Here is a 16,274-nt window from a genome sequence, read left to right as displayed (position 1 = left end):
CAGCCGCCGGTCGTTCGGCCCCGCGGAACCGGGGCGGGGGCGGTGCGGGGCGGGCTCGCGCCCGCGGGACGCCGCCCCCTGCCCGCCCTCCCGCTGACGGGCGGGCCCACGGGGACGGGACCGCATCCCCGCGTCCGGCCGGACCGGCTCCCCGGCCCTCAGCGCAGCACGCCCGTCTCCAGGTCCGCCCGTACCCCCGCATGGTCGGAGGGCCACACCCCGTCCACCGGGCCGTGCCCGAAGCGGGCGACCGAGCGCACCGCGCCGAGCCCGCCAGGGCCCGGCACGCCCAGGAACACGTAGTCGATCCGGGTGCTCGGCCCCGGGGTGTGGTAGCCGTTCGTGGCGTCCCAGGTGGCCCACGGAGCTTGCGGTGCCGCGTACTCCCACGCGTCCACGAAGACCTGCCCCGGCACGGGGGGCGCGGTCTTGTACCCGCCCATCAGCCGTATCTCGTCCGAGTCGGGCCAGGCGTTGAAGTCCCCGGCGACCACCGCGGGGAACGCTCCGGCGCCCCGGTGCTCCGCCACGAAACGGCTCAGGGCGCGCACTTGCACGCAGCGCGTGGCGGAGTCGTACACGGCCGAGTTGAGGTGCGTGGTGAACACCGGGACGGGGCCCGCGGGGGAGTCCACCCGGGCGTACAGCGCCATCCGCCCGTTGTCCACGGCCCCGTCCGCGGGCAGCCGCACCGACGCCCGCTCGCCGATCGGCCACCGGCTGAGGACGGCCACCCCGATGTCCGACGCGTCCCCGTCGGTCCGCCGCTGCCAGTAGTGCGGCTCCGCGAACCGCACCCACGTCCAGTGGTCGAGCCCCAGCTCCCCGGCCAGCCAACCAGCCATGTTCTCCCGGTCGTTGGCCCACACCTCCTGGAGCAGGATGACGTCCGGTCGCTGCTCGCGCAGAACGGCGAGGATCGCCTTCCGGCGGGCGTCCCAGGGGCCGAACCGCCACCACAGGTTCCATGTCAGTACGCGCATGCGCCGAACCTACCCGGCCGTCCGCTCGCCGGAATGCGGAACCGGCGGGGCGGCGAGCGAACCAACCGCCCCGTGCACGCGTCCTTCACTCCAGTACGGTCCAACAACCGCACCACCACGGGGAGTTCCAGCAATGCGCACCATCTCACGCACCGCGATCGGCGCGGCACTCGTCGCCGCCCTCACCGCACTGACCCTGCCCACCGCCTCCGCCGGGCCCCTCGCGCCCCGCACCGAGAAGGCCAGCACCGCACCCGGCGGCGCGCAGGCGGACGACTCCTCCGGGGACCCGGTGCTCAGCGGCGACGGCAAGGTGCTCGCCTTCCAGTCGTACGCCTCGAACCTGGTCGCCGGGGACAAGCCGGGTACCGAGGACGTGTTCGTACGCCCCGCGCCCGGCGCCCCGCTCCAGCGGGTGACCGTGCCCGGCGCCACGACCTCGGCGGCCGCGCTCAGCCGCGACGGCCGTTTCCTCGCGTTCTCGTCCACCAGCGAGACCCGGACGCACGGCGTCCACGTCCGGGACGTGCGGACCGGCCGCACCGAGCGGCTCGCCCCCGTCCTCGGCGACGCGTACGCCGTCTCCCCCGGCCGGTCGGCGCTCAGCGCCAACGGCCGGTACGTCGCCTTCGGGGCCGACGCGACCGACGCCACCCCGGCCGCCGCCGACGACGGCCCCCGCGTCTACCTGTACGACCGCGCCACCGGGAGGACCGAGCGGATCAGCCACTCGCCCGACGACGCGGACGGGGCGCGCGGCTGCTTCGTCGGGTCCGTCAGTGACGACGGCTCGAAGGTCGTCTACCAGGACTCGTACACCAACGGGCCCCGGGGCGACGACTGGGGCGACGTCCTCGTCCACGACCGCACCACCGGGAAGACCGTGCAGGCGGACGCCACGCACGACGGGGCCGAGGCGGACAAGGCGTCCGTCGAGCCGCGGCTGGGCGGCGACGGCACCACAGTGGTCTTCCACTCCTACGCCACCAACCTGGTGCCCGGCACCGACCCCAACCGGGGCTGGAACCCGTTCGTGTACGACCTGCGCAGCAAGAAGCTGACGCGGATCGACGCCCCCGTGCCGACCGACATCACGACGGCGTCCGGCCTCTCGGCCGACGGGCGCAAGGTGCTGTACTCGCGCTCGGGCAGCTCCCAGGGACAGTGGGTACGCGATCTGCGCACCGGCAGGGACACCCTGGCCACCCCCGGGCTGGACGGCTCCCCGCGGGGCGTGGGCAGCTCCGCGCTGAGCGCCGACGCGTCGACCGTCGCCTTCTCCGGCTATGACGAGGGCACCTTCGTCGCGGGCGACACCAACGGCGAGCCGGACGTCTTCGTACGCCGTCTCCGCTGACCGTCGTCGACGTCCTCGTCGACCGCGGCCGGCCCTCTCGTCGGCCGCGGTCGGCCGTGTTCGCCGGCCGTTCCGGCCGTCCTCGCTGCTCGCCCCCACGAGCGCCCGCATCCTGAGACGCCCTGAGACACGGGGGCAGCCGTGTGCCAGACTGCCCCCGTGTCCTCGTTCGCCATGATTATCGGCAGCAGGCGCGCCGGTCCGCGGTGACCGTCCCGTACACCCACCACCCCGTACGGCACGGCCGCCCAGCCACGACCCGCGCGCAGACCTCTCGCACCCGCGAGAGGTTTTTTCGTTTTACGGCCCCACCCCGGCCCGAGGGACGAGGCGCGCGCGAAGATGGGGACAAGTGGAACCAGCCATTCCGGCTGAGTGCATTCACCGCCTGGAACGTGAGCCCAGGATCCGACAGGAGTCAGAGAGCATGACGACCGCAGACAGCCTTGACGACAGCTTCCACGTCTTCGACACCACGCTGCGCGACGGCGCGCAGCGCGAGGGGATCAACCTCACCGTCGCGGACAAGCTGGCCATCGCCCGTCATCTGGACGACTTCGGGGTGGGGTTCATCGAGGGGGGCTGGCCCGGCGCGAACCCCCGGGACACCGAGTTCTTCTCCCGCGTGCAGAAGGAAGTCACCTTCCGCAACGCCCAGTTGGTGGCGTTCGGAGCCACTCGCAGGCCCGGGGCCAGGGCCGCCGACGACCCGCAGGTGCGGGCGCTGGTGGAGTCAGGGGCGCCGGTGGTCACCCTGGTCGCCAAGGCGCACGACCGGCACGTCGAGCTGGCGCTGCGCACGACGCTGGACGAGAACGTCGCGATGGTCCGCGACACCGTGTCGTACCTGCGCGAGCAGGGGCGGCGCGTCTTCGTGGACTGCGAGCACTTCTTCGACGGGTACCGGGCGAACCCGGAGTACGCGAAGGCCGTGGTGCGGGCGGCGAGCGAGGCGGGGGCGGACGTCGTCATCCTGTGCGACACCAACGGCGGGATGCTGCCCGCCCGGATCCAGGCGGTCGTGGCGACCGTCCTGGCCGACACCGGGGCCCGGCTCGGCATCCACGCCCAGGACGACACCGGCTGTGCCGTCGCCAACACCCTGGCGGCCGTCGACGCCGGCGCCACCCACGTGCAGTGCACCGCCAACGGCTACGGCGAGCGCGTCGGCAACGCCAACCTTTTTCCGGTGGTCGCCGCGCTGGAGCTGAAGTACGGGAAGAAGGTGCTGCCCGAGGGCTCGCTGCGGGAGATGACCCGGATCTCGCACGCCATCGCCGAGGTCGTCAACCTCACGCCGTCCACGCATCAGCCGTACGTGGGCGTCTCGGCGTTCGCGCACAAGGCGGGTCTGCACGCCTCCGCCATCAAGGTCGACCCCGACCTCTACCAGCACATCGACCCCGATCTGGTCGGCAACCGGATCCGGATGCTCGTCTCCGACATGGCCGGCCGCGCCTCGATCGAGCTCAAGGGCAAGGAGCTGGGCGTCGAGCTCGGCGACGACCGCGAGCTGGTGGGCCGGGTGGTGGACCGGGTCAAGGAGCGCGAGCTCAGGGGTTACACGTACGAGGCCGCCGACGCGTCCTTCGAGCTGCTGCTGCGCGAGGAGGCGGAGGGGCGGGCCCGCCGGTACTTCCGGGTCGAATCCTGGCGGGCCATCGTGGAGGACCGCCCGGACGGCACGCACGCCAACGAGGCGACGGTGAAGCTGTGGGCCAAGGGCGAGCGGATCGTCGCCACGGCCGAGGGCAACGGTCCGGTCAACGCGCTGGACCGGGCCCTGCGGGTGGGGCTGGAGCGGATCTACCCGCAGCTCGCCAAGCTGGAGCTGCTGGACTACAAGGTCCGCATCCTGGAGGGCACGCACGGCACCGAGTCCACCACCCGCGTCCTGATCACCACGGGCGACGGCGCGGGCTCCGGGGAGGACTGGTCGACGGTAGGGGTCGCGGAGAACGTCATCGCGGCGTCCTGGCAGGCGCTGGAGGACGCGTACACGTACGGACTTCTACGTGCGGGCGTCGAGCCGACGGAATGACGGCGGGGAGCCCTTTCGGCCGGAAGAACTTGAGCATGTGACCAATCACGTTTAATGAACAACTAGTAAGCGCTCGTTCACCCTCCGTCAAGGGGGGTGATCTCGTCACGTGTGCAGGTGATCAAGCCATCTCCGAGGTCCGGGGGTGCACATGAGTGCGAAGAACAGATCAACTGTTCCCGGCCGTCACGGAGTTCACGCGGTGCACATGGTTCACATGTTCCGCACCGCGCACTCCCGTCACGGCCGTCTCATTGCTCGGTGCATCCCTACTTACGGAGAGGACGTGACGATTATGAAGAAGACCTATGTCAAGCCGTCGCTGTTCAACCAGGGCGACTTCAGCAAGAAGACCGCGGGCATGTTCTATGCCTCCTGCAAGGAGTACTGGTCCCGTCGGCTCTGCATCTGATCCGGCGGACGGCTGAGTGATGAAGATGCCCGGTCACCTGCGTGACTTCTTTGTTGTCCTCCCGGACACCGCCGAAGGCGAGGCAGCGGCCGGGCATCTTCGCTCGGCGGCGCCGGCCTCCCCGGAGGCCCCCGGTGCCTTCGAGACCGTTTCCCACCCCTCCGGCCGGCCCTGGATCCTGGCCCGCCTCCTCGTACGGAACCTGGTCCAGGTCGTGCGGGGCGACGACGCCCTCGTCCTGATCGGCCCGAACAAGACCTCCGCCGCGGAGCTGGACGCCGTCCTGCGCCCGGCCCGCGACACCCTCGACCTGCACCGCAGGCTCACCGCGCTGCCCGGCCTCGGGCACGTCGTCTCCCGCGTGGACGGCGAGACGTGCGTCCGCGGCACCGCCTCCGGCCACCGCCGCGTCTACCACGCCGACCTGGCCGGCTCCCGGCTCGCCTCCGACCGCCCCGCCGCCCTCGCGCACCTCACCGGGGCCGCGCTCGACGACGGCGCGCTCGCCCTGCGCCTGCTCGACTTCGTCCCGCACCCGCTGCGGGAGCGGCCCGTCTGGCAGGGCGTCCGGGAGGTCGACCCCGCGTACGCGCTGGTCCTGCGGGACGCCGCCCGCTCCTGCTCCGTACGCCGCTGGTGGCAGCCGCCGCAGCCCCGCCTCACCATGGCCGAGGGCGCCCCGCTGGTCGCCGCCGCGCTCGCCGCGTCCGTCGCCGCGCACCTGAGCGGCCGCACCCGCGTCAGCGGCGAACTCTCCGGCGGCATGGACTCCACCTCCGTCACCTTCCTCGCCCAGCACGCCGGGGCGCCCGACACCACGCTCCTGACCGTCGCCGCCCGCGACAGCCGCTCCGAGGACCAGCTCTGGGCGGAACGGGGAGTGCGCGCGGCCCGGCAGGCCGCGGAGCGAGACGCCGGCGCACGCAAGATCGAACACGTCGTCGTCCCCGCGGACGACGCCCCGCTCTTCTACGCCGACCTGCCCGCCACCGCGGGCGAACTCCTCGACGAGCCCTTCCCCGTCGCCCCCGCCCGCGCCCGCGCCGCCATGCTGCTCTCCCGCGCCGCCGCCACCGGCTCCGAGTACCACCTCACCGGATACGGCGGCGACGAACTGTTCAACGGCCTCGCCTCCGCCTGCCAGGACCTCCTCCCCGGCAAACCGCTCAAGGCGTGGAACCGAATCAGCGCGCTGCGCCACCAGTCCGGCTGGCCACTGCTGCCCACCCTGCGCGGCATGCTCCTCCCGCCCGCCTTCGGCACCTGGCTCGCGGGCTCCCTCATCGACACCGCCACCGCCGACTCCCGGACGCCGCAGGTCTCCTGGGGCATGCGGCAGGCGATGCGGCCCTGGTTCACACAGCGCGCCAGGGACCTGGTCCGCGAGGAGTTCCGCAGGGCCGCCGCCACCGCCGAACCCATCGCGCCGCGCCCCGGCCGCCACATGGACATCGACACCGTCCGCCTCGGCGCCCGGTACTTCCAGGCCATGGAGGACGTGGGCGCCGGGCTCGGGCTGCCCGTCGCCGCGCCCTTCTTCGACGACCGCGTGGTGGAAGCGGTCCTGGCGGTACGGGTCGAGGACCGGGTCGTGCCCTGGCGGTACAAGCCGCTGCTCGTCGAGGCCATGCGCGGGGTGGTCCCGGACGCGCTGCTCTCCCGCACCACCAAGGACCACATGTCCGCCGACGACGTCCAGGGGCTGCGCGTGCACGCCCCCGGGCTGCGGGACCTGTGGACCGGGTCCCTCCTCGACGAGCGGGGCCTCATCGACGCGGGCCGGCTCCGCCGCCTCGCCGACGACCCCTACTCGCCGCTCCTCCAGCAGCACCCGATCGACTCGACGGTGTCCTGCGAGGCGTGGCTGCGCACCGCGCAGAACGCCTGGCCGCCCGCCGGGCCCGCCGCCGCGACGCACACCGCTCCCACGACGAACAGCGAGGCAGCCCCATGAGCCGGACCGACCCCACCGCGCAGCTCGCCCTCCGCAAGGGCATCGCCGTCACCACCACCGAGTACGGCGGCGTCCTGCTCGACGAGAAGGACGGCACGTACTGGCAGTTGAACGAGTGCGGCACCCTCGTCGTGACCGCGATCTCCGAGGGCCGCTCCCCGTCCGACGCCGTCGAGCAGCTCCTGGCCGAGTACGAGGTCGACCGCGCCGAGGCCGAGGCCGACGTCGCCGAACTGACCGACCAGCTCATCAGGGCGAAGATCGTCACCCGGGTCGGAGCGGCCCGATGACCACGGAGATGACGATGCCCCGGCGCGGGGCGGGGCCGGGGGGTCTCCGCCTGCGCGCCGCTGTCGCCGCGGCCCTCCTCCTCGCCAAGCTCAAGCCGGGCCGACTGCGCAAGGTGCTGACCCGGCTCAGCGCGGGAGCGCGCCCGGCGACGTACGACCAGACCCTGGAGACGTACGAGCGCGTCGTCGCCACCAGCCGCAAGTGCGCCGGCTGGTACGGCTGCCTGCCCCGGTCGATCGCGATCGCCCTGGTCTGCCGCATGTCCGGCACCTGGCCCGACTGGCACGCGGGCGTCCGCAACGCACCGCCCTTCCAGCCGCACGCCTGGGTCGCCGCCGAGGGGCGCACGGTGGGCGAGCAGAACGTGAGCGACTTCCGGCCACTGATGAAGGTGGCCGCGGGTGGCGGGTGAGGTACCGGCGGCGCGGGGCACGTCGTGGGCGGCAGGTGAGGCACAGGACGCGTCGGGGGTGGCAGACGAGGCACCGCCGGCGCGGGGCGCGTCGCGGGTGGCAGGTGAGGCAGCGGCGGCGCGGGGCGCGTCCCGCCCCCTGACGCTGCTCCTGTCCCGTACCCGCCCGCACTGGAAGCTGCTCCTCTGCGGCGGACTGCTGTCGCTCGCCGGGTCCGGGGCCGGGCTCGTCATGCCGATGACCGCGAAGTACGCGGTCGACGCCTTCGGCAGCGGGCGCTCGACCACCGGGCCGCTCGTGGTGCTCACCGCCGTGGTGATCGTCGGCGCGCTGCTCGCCGCCGCCGGACGCTACCTGCTGGCCCGTACCGGCGAAGCCGTCGTACTGCGCGCCCGGCGACGGCTCGTCGACCGGATGCTGCGGCTGAAGGTCGCCTCCGTGGACCGGCTGACCCCCGGCGACCTGCTCTCCCGCGCGACCGGTGACACCACGCTCCTGCACACCGTGCTCTCCCGCAGCGTCGTCGAGGCGGTCGGCGGCGTACTGATGCTGGTGGGGACGGTCGTGCTGATGGCCGTCGTGGACGCGCTCCTGCTGGGCGTCACTGTCCTCGTCCTGCTGCTCAGCGCGGGCGTGCTGGCCCTGCTCATGCCGCGGATCCAGCGCGCCCAGCTCCAGGCGCAGGAGGCGGTGGGCGAGATGGGCTCGCTGCTCGACCGTTCGCTGCAGGCATTCCGTACGGTCAAGGCCAGCGGCATCGAGGACCGCGAGGCGGCCGGCATCGGTGCGGCGGCACGCACCGCGCACGACCGGGGAATCGCGGTCGCCCGCTGGACCTCGGCCTCCGAGGTCGCGATGTTCCTCGCCACGCAGCTCGCGTTCCTGGCCGTGCTGGGCGTCGGCGGCGCGCGCGTCGTCTCCGGCGCGATGGAGGTCTCCTCGCTCATCGCGTTCCTGCTGTACGTCTTCGGCCTCATGGGCCCGCTCAGTCAGCTCACCGACGGCTGGACCGGCCTGCAGACGGGACTCGCGGCCGTCCGCCGCATCGACGAGGTCGAAACGCTGCCGGGGGAGGGCGGCCGGGGACCGGCGGACCCGCCCGCGCCCGGCCGCGCGTCCCAGCACCTCCCGCCGCTGGGAGTCCGGTTCGAGGACGTCGTGTTCGGGTACGGCGACTCCCGCTCGCCCGCCCACCACGGCGTGACCTTCGCCGCCCCGCCCGGCGGGCTGACCGCACTCGTCGGGCCGTCCGGCGCGGGCAAGACGACCGTCTTCGCCCTCCTGGAGCGGTTCTACGACCACGACGCCGGCACCCTCACCGTGGGCGGCCGGGACATCCGCGACTGGCCGCTGGCCGACCTCAGGGCCGCCCTCGCGTACGTCGAACAGGACGCCCCCGTTCTGGCCGGCACCCTGCGCGACAACCTCCTCCTGGCCGCGCCCGCCGCCACCCCCGGCGAACTCGCGCACGCCGTCACCCGCACCCGCCTGGACGACCTGGTGGCCCGGCTCCCGGAGGGACTCGACACCCAGGTCGGCCACCGCGGTGTCACGCTCTCCGGCGGGGAACGCCAGCGCATCGCCCTGGCCCGCGCGTTGCTCCGCAAGCCCCGGCTGCTGCTGCTCGACGAGGTGACCTCGCAGCTCGACGCCGTCAACGAGGAGCGCCTGCGCGAGGTGATCGTCGAACTCGCCGCCGACACCACGGTGCTGGTCATCGCCCACCGGCTGTCCACCGTCGTACGGGCGGACCGCATCGTCGTCATGGAGGCGGGGCGGGTGCGCGCGCGGGGCACCCACGACGAACTCGTGCGCACGGACGCTCTGTACGCGGAGCTGGCGGCCACCCAGTTCGCCACCGGGGAGAAGATCGCGGTGGGTTGATCAGCGGTGACGGAAAGCAACACGTGCGTGTTCGAACAGTTCGGGTAGCGTCGAATACATGAGGACCAGGTCGTTTTCCGTCATATCGGCCCTTGCCGGGTCGACGCTGCTGCTCCTGCTGCCGCTCGCCCCGACGGCCCTCGCCGCCACCGGGACGACGGAGGCGGGCAACGCCCTGAAGGAGGGGCCGGTCTACGTCGCGCCGGAGGCCAGGGGGCAACTGTCCCGGGCCGACCAGGACGCGCTGGCGAAGAAGATCAAGGACGCGGACAAGCCCCTCTTCGTGGCGGTCCTGCCGCGCAACGAGGAGTTCCCGCCCGAGACGGTGCGCCGCAACCTGCGCAACGCCACCGGCGTCACCGGTGTGTACGCGGTCCGCCTCGGCGACGGCTTCGAGGCCGGCGCCGACCCGCGCGCACTGCCGCACCGGTCGCTCCGCAACCTGGTCGCCGCCGCCAAGACCCCGGCGGGCCTGGACGCGGCCACTCAGCTCAGCACCTTCGTCGACCAGACACTCCCGCAGGTCAAGGGCCACGCCCCGGCGTCCTGGGGCGGCGGCACGGACGACGGCGTGAACACCGGCGCGCTCGTCGGGGTCGGCGCGGTCGTGCTCGTGGCGGGCGCGGGCGGCTACGCGCTCGTACGCCGCAACCGCGCGCGCAAGGAGGCCGAGCGCCTCGAAGCGCTCCGCAAGCTGACGGTCGTCGTCGACGAGGACATCACCGCGTACGGCGAAGAGCTGGACCGCCTCGACTTCCACCCCGCCGAGCCGGGCGCGACCGACACGATGCGCACCGACTACGAGCGGGCGCTCGACCTGTACGAGACCGCGAAGTCCCGGATGGCGTCGGTCCGCGAGCCCAACGACGTGCGCGGGGTCACCGAGGCCCTGGAGGACGGGCGCTACGCGCTCGCCGTCCTGGACGCCCGCCGCTCCGGCCGCCCCGTGCCCGAACGGCGCTCGCCCTGCTTCTTCGACCCCCGGCACGGGCCCTCGGTCACCGACGCGACGTGGACGCCGCCGGGCGGTGGGGCCCGCGAGGTCCCGGTCTGCGCGGCGGACGCCACCCGTCTCGCCGACGGGCGGGACCCGGCCGTCCGCACCGTCGACACGGCCGACGGCCGCCGCCCCTACTACGACGCGGGCCCGGCCTACGGGCCCTGGGCGGGCGGCTACTTCGGCGGTGGCATGCTCCCGGGCCTGCTGATGGGCACCATGCTCGGATCGATGCTGGCCACGCCCGCGTACGCGTCGGACTACGGTGCGGGCACCGGCTTCGACACCGCCGGATCGGGCTTCGAGGGCGGCGACGTCTCGGGCTCGGACTTCGACCCCTCCGCATTCGGCGGGGGCGACTTCGGAGGCGGGGACTTCGGAGGCGGGGGCGACTTCGGGGGCGGAGGGGACTTCGGCGGCGGCAGCTTCTGAGGCGCTCGCCGCCCCCGGCGGGGCTTGCTCCTCACGCGACGTGAGGTTCTACCGTCCGTGCCATGAAGATCCTCGTGCACGACACCGCGTCCGCCATGTCCGACCTCCTCGCGCTCCCCGTGCCCCAACGCCCCGATGCGCTGCGGGAGTTGCTCGCCCCGTTCCAGGAGGTGCTCGACCGGGTGACGGGCGGCGGCATGGACGCGGTGCAACTGCACAGTACGGGCAGCGGTTTTCCCCTCGACCGTGACGACCCGCGCCTTGCGGCGGCCCTTCGGCAGATGCGCGGGGCCCGGGTGTGGGAGCGGATCGAGGACTCCCTCGCCGCCGCCCGGGAGCGGCTGGCCGCCGAGGCACCCGACGCGGCGCGCGCCGAGACCGTCCACGTCGTCCTCGTCCTCGGTGACCCCGACGACGAGCACCTGACCGTGCGCAGTGAGGGCTACTTCGGAATGGGGGGCTTCCCCGGTGGCATCCACCTCGCCATGTGGCCCACCGACACCAGCCTGGCCAAGATCCACCACACCGCCGCGCACGAACTCCATCACAACGTGCGCTATGCCAATGTGGTCTGGGATCCCGCGACGGTCACCGTCGGGGAGCACGTCGTGGCCGAGGGCCTGGCCGAGGCGTTCGTTCGGGAACTGGCGGGCGAGCGGGCCATGGGCCCGTGGGCCACGGCGGTCTCCGGCACGGACCTCGACGACGCCTACGAGAAGATCACCGATGCGGTCGACCTCGCCGGAATGCGGTATCTGCCGCCGTACGTCTTCGGGGACGCCACGGCGAAGCTCATGGGTCTCGCCCCGGTGGGTCTCCCGGACTTCGCCGGGTACACGGTGGGCCTTCGCCTCGTGGACGCCCACCTGGCGGCCACCGGCCTGACCGCCGGGCAGAGCGTCGCGCTGCCGGCGGGCGAGATCCTCAGGAACGCGGGGGTGCGGACGAACACCTGACCGCCCCCCGCGACCGTCTCCCGCTCAGGCCGCCTTCTTGATCGCGGAGATGTCGAAGTTCAGCTTCACCTTGTCGCTGACCATGACGCCGCCCGTCTCCAGTGCCGCGTTCCACGTCAGGCCCCAGTCGGAGCGCAGGATGGTGGCGCTGCCCTCGAAGCCGACGCGCTCGTTGCCGTAGACGTCGGTGGCCGTGCCGTTGAACTCCAGGTCGATGGAGAGGGGGCGGGTGACGTCCTTGATGGTGAGGTCGCCGGTGATCCGGTAGTCGTCGCCGCCGAGCTGCTCGGCCCCGGTGGAGCGGAAGGTCATCTCGGGAAAGGTCTCCGCGTCGAAGAAGTCGGCGCTGCGGAGGTGGTTGTCGCGGTCCGCGACGCCGGTGTCGATGCTTGCGATCCGGACGGTGATCCGCGCCTCGGAGTCGGCCGGGTTCGAGCCGTTCAGGCGCAGGGTGCCCTCGTGCTCGGCGAAGGTGCCGCGCACGTTGGTCACCATCGCGTGGCGGACGGTGAAGCCGATGCTGCTGTGGCTCGGGTCGACCGTGTACTCGCCGGTGAGGGCGGCCAGGGCCGGGTCGACGGCGACCGGGGCGGTGGTGGTGTCGATGGTGTCGTTGCGGCGGCCGAAGAGACCCATGGCGTTCCTCCTGGGAGAGATGCGGACGTATTGGTTGAACGTTCAACCTGTTCAGCAAGAACGACGATAGCGCGACGATGTTCAACATTCAACCTTTACGGATCGGTAGTCTTGGGATTCACCCGCGGGGACGAGCGGACCCACCGCGGGCCCGGGTCCTGCGCGTCGTCCATCCGGACCGGACGGACCGGAGAAGTGGGCTCTTCCGGTACGGGAGTTGACGTTCCCCACGCAGTAAGCGACACGAATGCGCTACGAAGTCCCCCGTGCGCGTCCACGCCCTGGGGGGTTGCCCGTGTCCGGCGTATCCTCGGGCGGCATGGGGGCCACGGGGAGCGGTGGGAGGCACGACTTCTACGCGGACTGGCGGTTACGGCTGAGGCTGGGCGACGCGCGGGGACGCGTGTGCGGAGCGGGGATACTGCTCACCAGGAACCGCGTGCTCACCTGCGCCCACGTACTGGGGGAAGCCCAGCAGCGGATCTGGGTGGAGTTCGCCGAGGGCCACGGCGTGGCACCGGTCGGCGCGCGCCTCGCCCCGGAGCCCGGAAGCTGGATCCCCCCGGTCCCGCACGCCCCGGAGTCCGGTCTCGACGTCGCGGTGCTGGCACTGGAGCAGGACCGCCCCCATCTGGACCCCGCCCTCCTCGGCCGCGACCTGCCCGCCGACCGTCGCACGCTCCGGGCCACCGGATACACCGTCCACCACGAAGCGGGCCTGACGCTCTTCGCCACCCTCGGCGGCCCGCACGGCCGGTGGGTGCAGCTCGACCCCGTCAACGATCCCGTGGAGGAAGGATTCAGCGGCGGGGCGGTGTCCACCGTCGCCCAGGACGGCGCCCCCGCCGAAGTCCTCGGGATGACGGTCGCCCAGGTCGGCACCGCGACGGCCGGCCAGGAACGGTCGTACATGCTTCCCGTGGCCGCGCTGGCCCGCGAGGTGCCCCTGGTGGACGAGCTGAGCACGCCCGGCGCCTGGGACGTCGCACTGCGCCGGCGGCTGCGCGACTGGTTCGAGGGCGACCGCCGGCCGCCCGTCGAACTGTGCCTCGTGCCCGAGGGCGGCGGCCGGGACCGCACCCTGGAGCACGCCCTCGCCCGCGCCCAGCTCGTCCACGACTGCGCCACCCGCGACCGCAGGCGTCTCACCGAACAGATCGCCGCCCAGCTCCCCCTCGGACACGGCGGGCTGAGCGCGTTCCGCACCTGGCTGCTGTACGGCGGCGAACCCCCGCCGGGGATCGCCGCACTGCCCGGCAGGCCCGTCGACCTCGCCGTCCTGGGCCTCGACCGGGACCCCGCCCCGCACCGGACGCTGCCCGTCCTGGCCCGGGTGCGCCACCTGGGCCTGCGGGTCCTGGTCGTCGTACGCGGTGACACGCCCCGCTCCGAGGAGACCTGGCGGCGCACCGAGAGCGACCTGCTGGCCCCCGGTCTGGAGCACCACGTCCGCGCCCTGCTCGCCGAACTGCGCGAGGCCGAACGGTACGCACCCCCGCACCGCGCGCGCCTCGCCGACCGGTACGCCGCCGAACTGCGCGGCATCGCCCCGCGGTGGACCGACGCGCACACCCGGGTGGGACTGCTGGCGACCCTGGCCGAACGGCTCAGGGCCGCCGTCCGGGAGCCGTACGCGCCATGACCCGCTGCGCCCACCGGCTGCGCACCGGAGCCCGCTGCCCCGGCGACGTCCTCGCCACCGGGTACTGCGACCACTGCGGGCTGGCCGCCGACGAGCGGCGGTTCGGACCGCTCACCGCGAAGGACCGGCCCGCGCGGTTCCTCGAACTGCCCAGGCAACGGCCCAGTTCGGCAGGCGAACGGCTGCGCCGGCCGGGCGACCCGCTGCGCGCCGTCATGCGCTGCTCGTCGCTGGAGTGCCGCACGGTCATCGGCCCGCCCCTCACCGAGGGGCCCGTTCCCCTGGACGGCTACTGCCCGGTGTGCGGGCAGCGCTACTCCTACCGGCCCGACCTGGACAGTTCGAAGGACGAGGCCGACTGGCTGGCCGGCCAGTACGAGGTGCTCGGGCCCATCGCGCAGGGCGGCCAGGGCTGGGTCTACCTCGCCGTCGACCACCACCTCGACGAACACGTCGCCGTCAAGGGCCTGCTCAACCGGTACCTGGAGGGCGGCCCCGCACAGGCCGACGAGGAACGCCGCCGGCTCACCGCCATCCGGCACCACCGCATCGTCCGCATCCGGGACTTCGTCCGCAAGCTCGACGCCGACGCACACACCGTCTCCGGCGCGTACATCGTCATGGACGACGTAGGCGACCGCACCCTGGAGGCGATGATCGACGCCACCCGGCGCGGCGACTTCGTCCTCGACATCGAGCACGTCCTCACGTACGGCTGGCAGATCCTCGAAGCGCTCCAGGCCCTGCACGCCTCCGGGCTCGCGTACATGGACATGAAGCCGTCCAACGTCGTCCACCACCAGGACGGCGTCAAGGTCATCGACCTCGGCGCCCTGCGCGAACTGGGCCGCCCCCACCGCAGACCCGACGACATCCTCACCACCTCCCGGTACGCCTCGCCCGAGATCAACCGCACCCGCGTGCCGAGCGTCGCCCACGACCTGCACACCGTCGGCGCCACCCTGCGCGAACTCGCCGAATGGGCCGTCGACGACGAGCCGCGCGGCCGGGGGGTCGGCGCCGCGTCCTTCCGCGCGGCCCTCGACCGGGCCACCGCCCGCGACCCCGAACGCCGCTTCCGCACCGCCAGGGACATGGCCGACCAGCTGCGGGGCGTGCTGAGGGAGATCAGGGCGCTGCGGCCCGGCGAACAGGACCCGCCCGAACCGTCGCCCTGCTTCACCCCCGCCACCCGGCTGCCCGGCGCACGCCTGGGCGCCGTGCCCGAGCCCGCGCACTGGCTGCGCCGCCCCCTGCACGGACGCGGCCGCGCACCGCGCTCGCCCGTGCTGGACACCGCGGCGCCCACTCCCGCGGAGGTGGCGGCCGGGCTGCCGGCGCCCCGCCCGTACGAGGACGATCCGCAGGCGGCCCGGTTCCAGGTCAGCAGCGGGTACGACCCCGCCCAGTACCTCGCCCAGGCCCCGGGCCGCCGCCCCTCCGTGGAGATCTGCCTGCACAACGTGCGCGTGTCCGTCGCCCTCGGCACCCCCCGGGCCCTCGTCGACGCCCGCGCCCAGCTCGCCGAGGCCCGCCGCATCCGGGCTCCCCGGGACGCCCACGGCTGGCGCCTGGAGTGGCACCGGGCCCTGGTGGCGCTGGCGGGGGCGGACGAGGACGCGGAGGGCGGTGCGGCGGGTGAGGGGCTGCGCACCGCGCGGCTGCGGGAGGCCCGCGGCCGGTTCACCGTCGTCTTCCGCGCCCTGCCCGGCGAGTACGCGGCCAAGCTGGCCCTCGCGCACTGCGCCGAACTCCTCGACGAGGAGGGCCTGGACGGGTACGCCGCCGCCCCGCTCTACCGGGCGGTGCACGCCCGCAACCCCTCGCACGGCGGGGCCGCCCTGGGCCTGGCCCGCCGTGCGCTCGCCGCGGGGGACCGCGCGGGCGCCCTCGACGTGCTGGCCGCCGTCCCCGACTCCTCGCGGGACCGGGCCGTCGCGCGGATCGCCGCGCTGCGGATCCGGGCCGCCCGGCTCGGCCCCGACGGGGCGCGCGCGGCCGAGTCCGCCGTCAACGAGGCCCTGTTCGACCTCGCACAGGCCGAGCAGGACCCGGCGATGCGGCTGTCCGGCGACGACGTGCTGAGGCTGCGCACCGAACTCCTGGAACGCCGACTGGACGCCGTGCTGGGCACGGCGGGGGAGCGGGCCGTACGCGAAGGGCTGGAGGAGAACTACCGCCGCCTGGCCCACCAACGCCAGGACCGGGCGGAGTACGAGCACCTGATCGACCTCTCCCACGAGATACGGCCCCGCACCCGCTTCTGACCCACCCGC

13 protein-coding genes are annotated in these 16,274 nt (G+C 73.6%); 11 read left to right on the top strand and 2 right to left on the bottom strand.

All coding sequences use genetic code 11. From position 1 onward, the window contains the following. Positions 1–158 precede the first annotated feature (158 nt). Positions 159–983 (bottom strand): endonuclease/exonuclease/phosphatase family protein, encoded by an 825-nt coding sequence (locus ACQPZG_RS10360; RefSeq protein WP_433545519.1) that lies wholly within the window; start codon positions 981–983, stop codon positions 159–161. A 133-nt stretch (positions 984–1,116) separates the two neighbouring features. Here ACQPZG_RS10360 and ACQPZG_RS10355 point away from each other — a divergent pair, with 133 nt between their 5' ends. From ACQPZG_RS10355 to ACQPZG_RS10315, 9 genes are all read left to right on the top strand, one after another. After that, positions 1,117–2,340, top strand: a complete 1,224-nt coding sequence (locus ACQPZG_RS10355) for a TolB family protein (protein WP_433545518.1) — start codon at positions 1,117–1,119, stop codon at positions 2,338–2,340. Between the two features lie 427 nt (positions 2,341–2,767). Then, positions 2,768–4,381 (top strand): citramalate synthase, encoded by a 1,614-nt coding sequence (gene cimA / locus ACQPZG_RS10350; protein WP_433545517.1) that lies wholly within the window; start codon positions 2,768–2,770, stop codon positions 4,379–4,381. Positions 4,382–4,676: 295 nt separating this feature from the next. Next, entirely contained in the window at positions 4,677–4,793 is a 117-nt protein-coding gene (locus ACQPZG_RS10345) for a keywimysin-related RiPP (RefSeq protein ID WP_433549341.1), read from the top strand. Positions 4,794–4,812: 19 nt separating this feature from the next. Next, positions 4,813–6,747 carry an asparagine synthase-related protein gene (locus ACQPZG_RS10340; RefSeq protein WP_433545516.1) on the top strand — a complete coding sequence of 645 codons (1,935 nt, stop codon included), beginning with the start codon at positions 4,813–4,815 and terminating at the stop codon, positions 6,745–6,747. Beyond that, the gene (locus ACQPZG_RS10335) at positions 6,744–7,037 is read left to right on the top strand and encodes a lasso peptide biosynthesis PqqD family chaperone (RefSeq protein WP_433545515.1); all 294 of its coding nucleotides are present in this window, start codon (positions 6,744–6,746) and stop codon (positions 7,035–7,037) included. Before ACQPZG_RS10340 ends, ACQPZG_RS10335 begins: the two co-directional genes overlap by 4 nt. Then, positions 7,034–7,450, top strand: a complete 417-nt coding sequence (locus ACQPZG_RS10330) for a lasso peptide biosynthesis B2 protein (protein ID WP_433545514.1) — start codon at positions 7,034–7,036, stop codon at positions 7,448–7,450. The genes ACQPZG_RS10335 and ACQPZG_RS10330 overlap by 4 nt, the downstream gene beginning before the upstream one ends. A gap of 97 nt (positions 7,451–7,547) precedes the next feature. Continuing rightward, positions 7,548–9,335, top strand: a complete 1,788-nt coding sequence (locus ACQPZG_RS10325; protein WP_433549340.1) for an ABC transporter ATP-binding protein — start codon at positions 7,548–7,550, stop codon at positions 9,333–9,335. Positions 9,336–9,393: 58 nt separating this feature from the next. Beyond that, positions 9,394–10,764, top strand: a complete 1,371-nt coding sequence (locus ACQPZG_RS10320) for a hypothetical protein (RefSeq protein WP_433545513.1) — start codon at positions 9,394–9,396, stop codon at positions 10,762–10,764. A gap of 62 nt (positions 10,765–10,826) precedes the next feature. Continuing rightward, positions 10,827–11,720: a DUF2268 domain-containing protein gene (locus ACQPZG_RS10315; RefSeq protein WP_433545512.1), complete on the top strand. Its 894-nt coding sequence runs from the start codon at positions 10,827–10,829 to the stop codon at positions 11,718–11,720. 24 nt (positions 11,721–11,744) lie between these two features. Here the strand turns inward: ACQPZG_RS10315 and ACQPZG_RS10310 are convergent, their stop codons facing one another. Further along, complete coding sequence (locus ACQPZG_RS10310) at positions 11,745–12,356, bottom strand: YceI family protein (RefSeq protein WP_433545511.1); 612 nt, start codon at positions 12,354–12,356, stop codon at positions 11,745–11,747. A gap of 319 nt (positions 12,357–12,675) precedes the next feature. Between ACQPZG_RS10310 and ACQPZG_RS10305 the strand changes: the two genes are divergently transcribed. Both ACQPZG_RS10305 and ACQPZG_RS10300 read left to right on the top strand, forming a co-directional pair. After that, positions 12,676–13,998 carry a trypsin-like peptidase domain-containing protein gene (locus tag ACQPZG_RS10305; RefSeq protein ID WP_433545510.1) on the top strand — a complete coding sequence of 441 codons (1,323 nt, stop codon included), beginning with the start codon at positions 12,676–12,678 and terminating at the stop codon, positions 13,996–13,998. Then, positions 13,995–16,265, top strand: coding sequence for a tetratricopeptide repeat protein (locus ACQPZG_RS10300; RefSeq protein ID WP_433545509.1), 2,271 nt, complete (start codon positions 13,995–13,997; stop codon positions 16,263–16,265). Before ACQPZG_RS10305 ends, ACQPZG_RS10300 begins: the two co-directional genes overlap by 4 nt. The last annotated feature ends 9 nt before the right edge of the window (positions 16,266–16,274 follow it).

It is taken from the genome of Streptomyces sp. CA-294286 (genome assembly GCF_050947155.1).
GTDB lineage: Bacteria > Actinomycetota > Actinomycetes > Streptomycetales > Streptomycetaceae > Streptomyces.
Note: the sequence above shows the minus strand (reverse complement) of the source record. Positions and strands in the feature narration are given on the sequence as shown.

Coding starts and splice junctions, on each gene's coding strand:
- ACQPZG_RS10355 (WP_433545518.1), top strand. CDS start 1,117: ATGCGCACCATCTCACGCACCGCGATCGGCGCGGCACTCGTCGCCGCC.
- ACQPZG_RS10330 (WP_433545514.1), top strand. CDS start 7,034: ATGACCACGGAGATGACGATGCCCCGGCGCGGGGCGGGGCCGGGGGGT.
- ACQPZG_RS10315 (WP_433545512.1), top strand. CDS start 10,827: ATGAAGATCCTCGTGCACGACACCGCGTCCGCCATGTCCGACCTCCTC.
- ACQPZG_RS10335 (WP_433545515.1), top strand. CDS start 6,744: ATGAGCCGGACCGACCCCACCGCGCAGCTCGCCCTCCGCAAGGGCATC.
- ACQPZG_RS10300 (WP_433545509.1), top strand. CDS start 13,995: ATGACCCGCTGCGCCCACCGGCTGCGCACCGGAGCCCGCTGCCCCGGC.
- ACQPZG_RS10345 (WP_433549341.1), top strand. CDS start 4,677: ATGAAGAAGACCTATGTCAAGCCGTCGCTGTTCAACCAGGGCGACTTC.
- ACQPZG_RS10305 (WP_433545510.1), top strand. CDS start 12,676: ATGGGGGCCACGGGGAGCGGTGGGAGGCACGACTTCTACGCGGACTGG.
- ACQPZG_RS10310 (WP_433545511.1), bottom strand. CDS start 12,356: ATGGGTCTCTTCGGCCGCCGCAACGACACCATCGACACCACCACCGCC.
- ACQPZG_RS10320 (WP_433545513.1), top strand. CDS start 9,394: ATGAGGACCAGGTCGTTTTCCGTCATATCGGCCCTTGCCGGGTCGACG.
- ACQPZG_RS10360 (WP_433545519.1), bottom strand. CDS start 983: ATGCGCGTACTGACATGGAACCTGTGGTGGCGGTTCGGCCCCTGGGAC.
- cimA (WP_433545517.1), top strand. CDS start 2,768: ATGACGACCGCAGACAGCCTTGACGACAGCTTCCACGTCTTCGACACC.
- ACQPZG_RS10340 (WP_433545516.1), top strand. CDS start 4,813: ATGAAGATGCCCGGTCACCTGCGTGACTTCTTTGTTGTCCTCCCGGAC.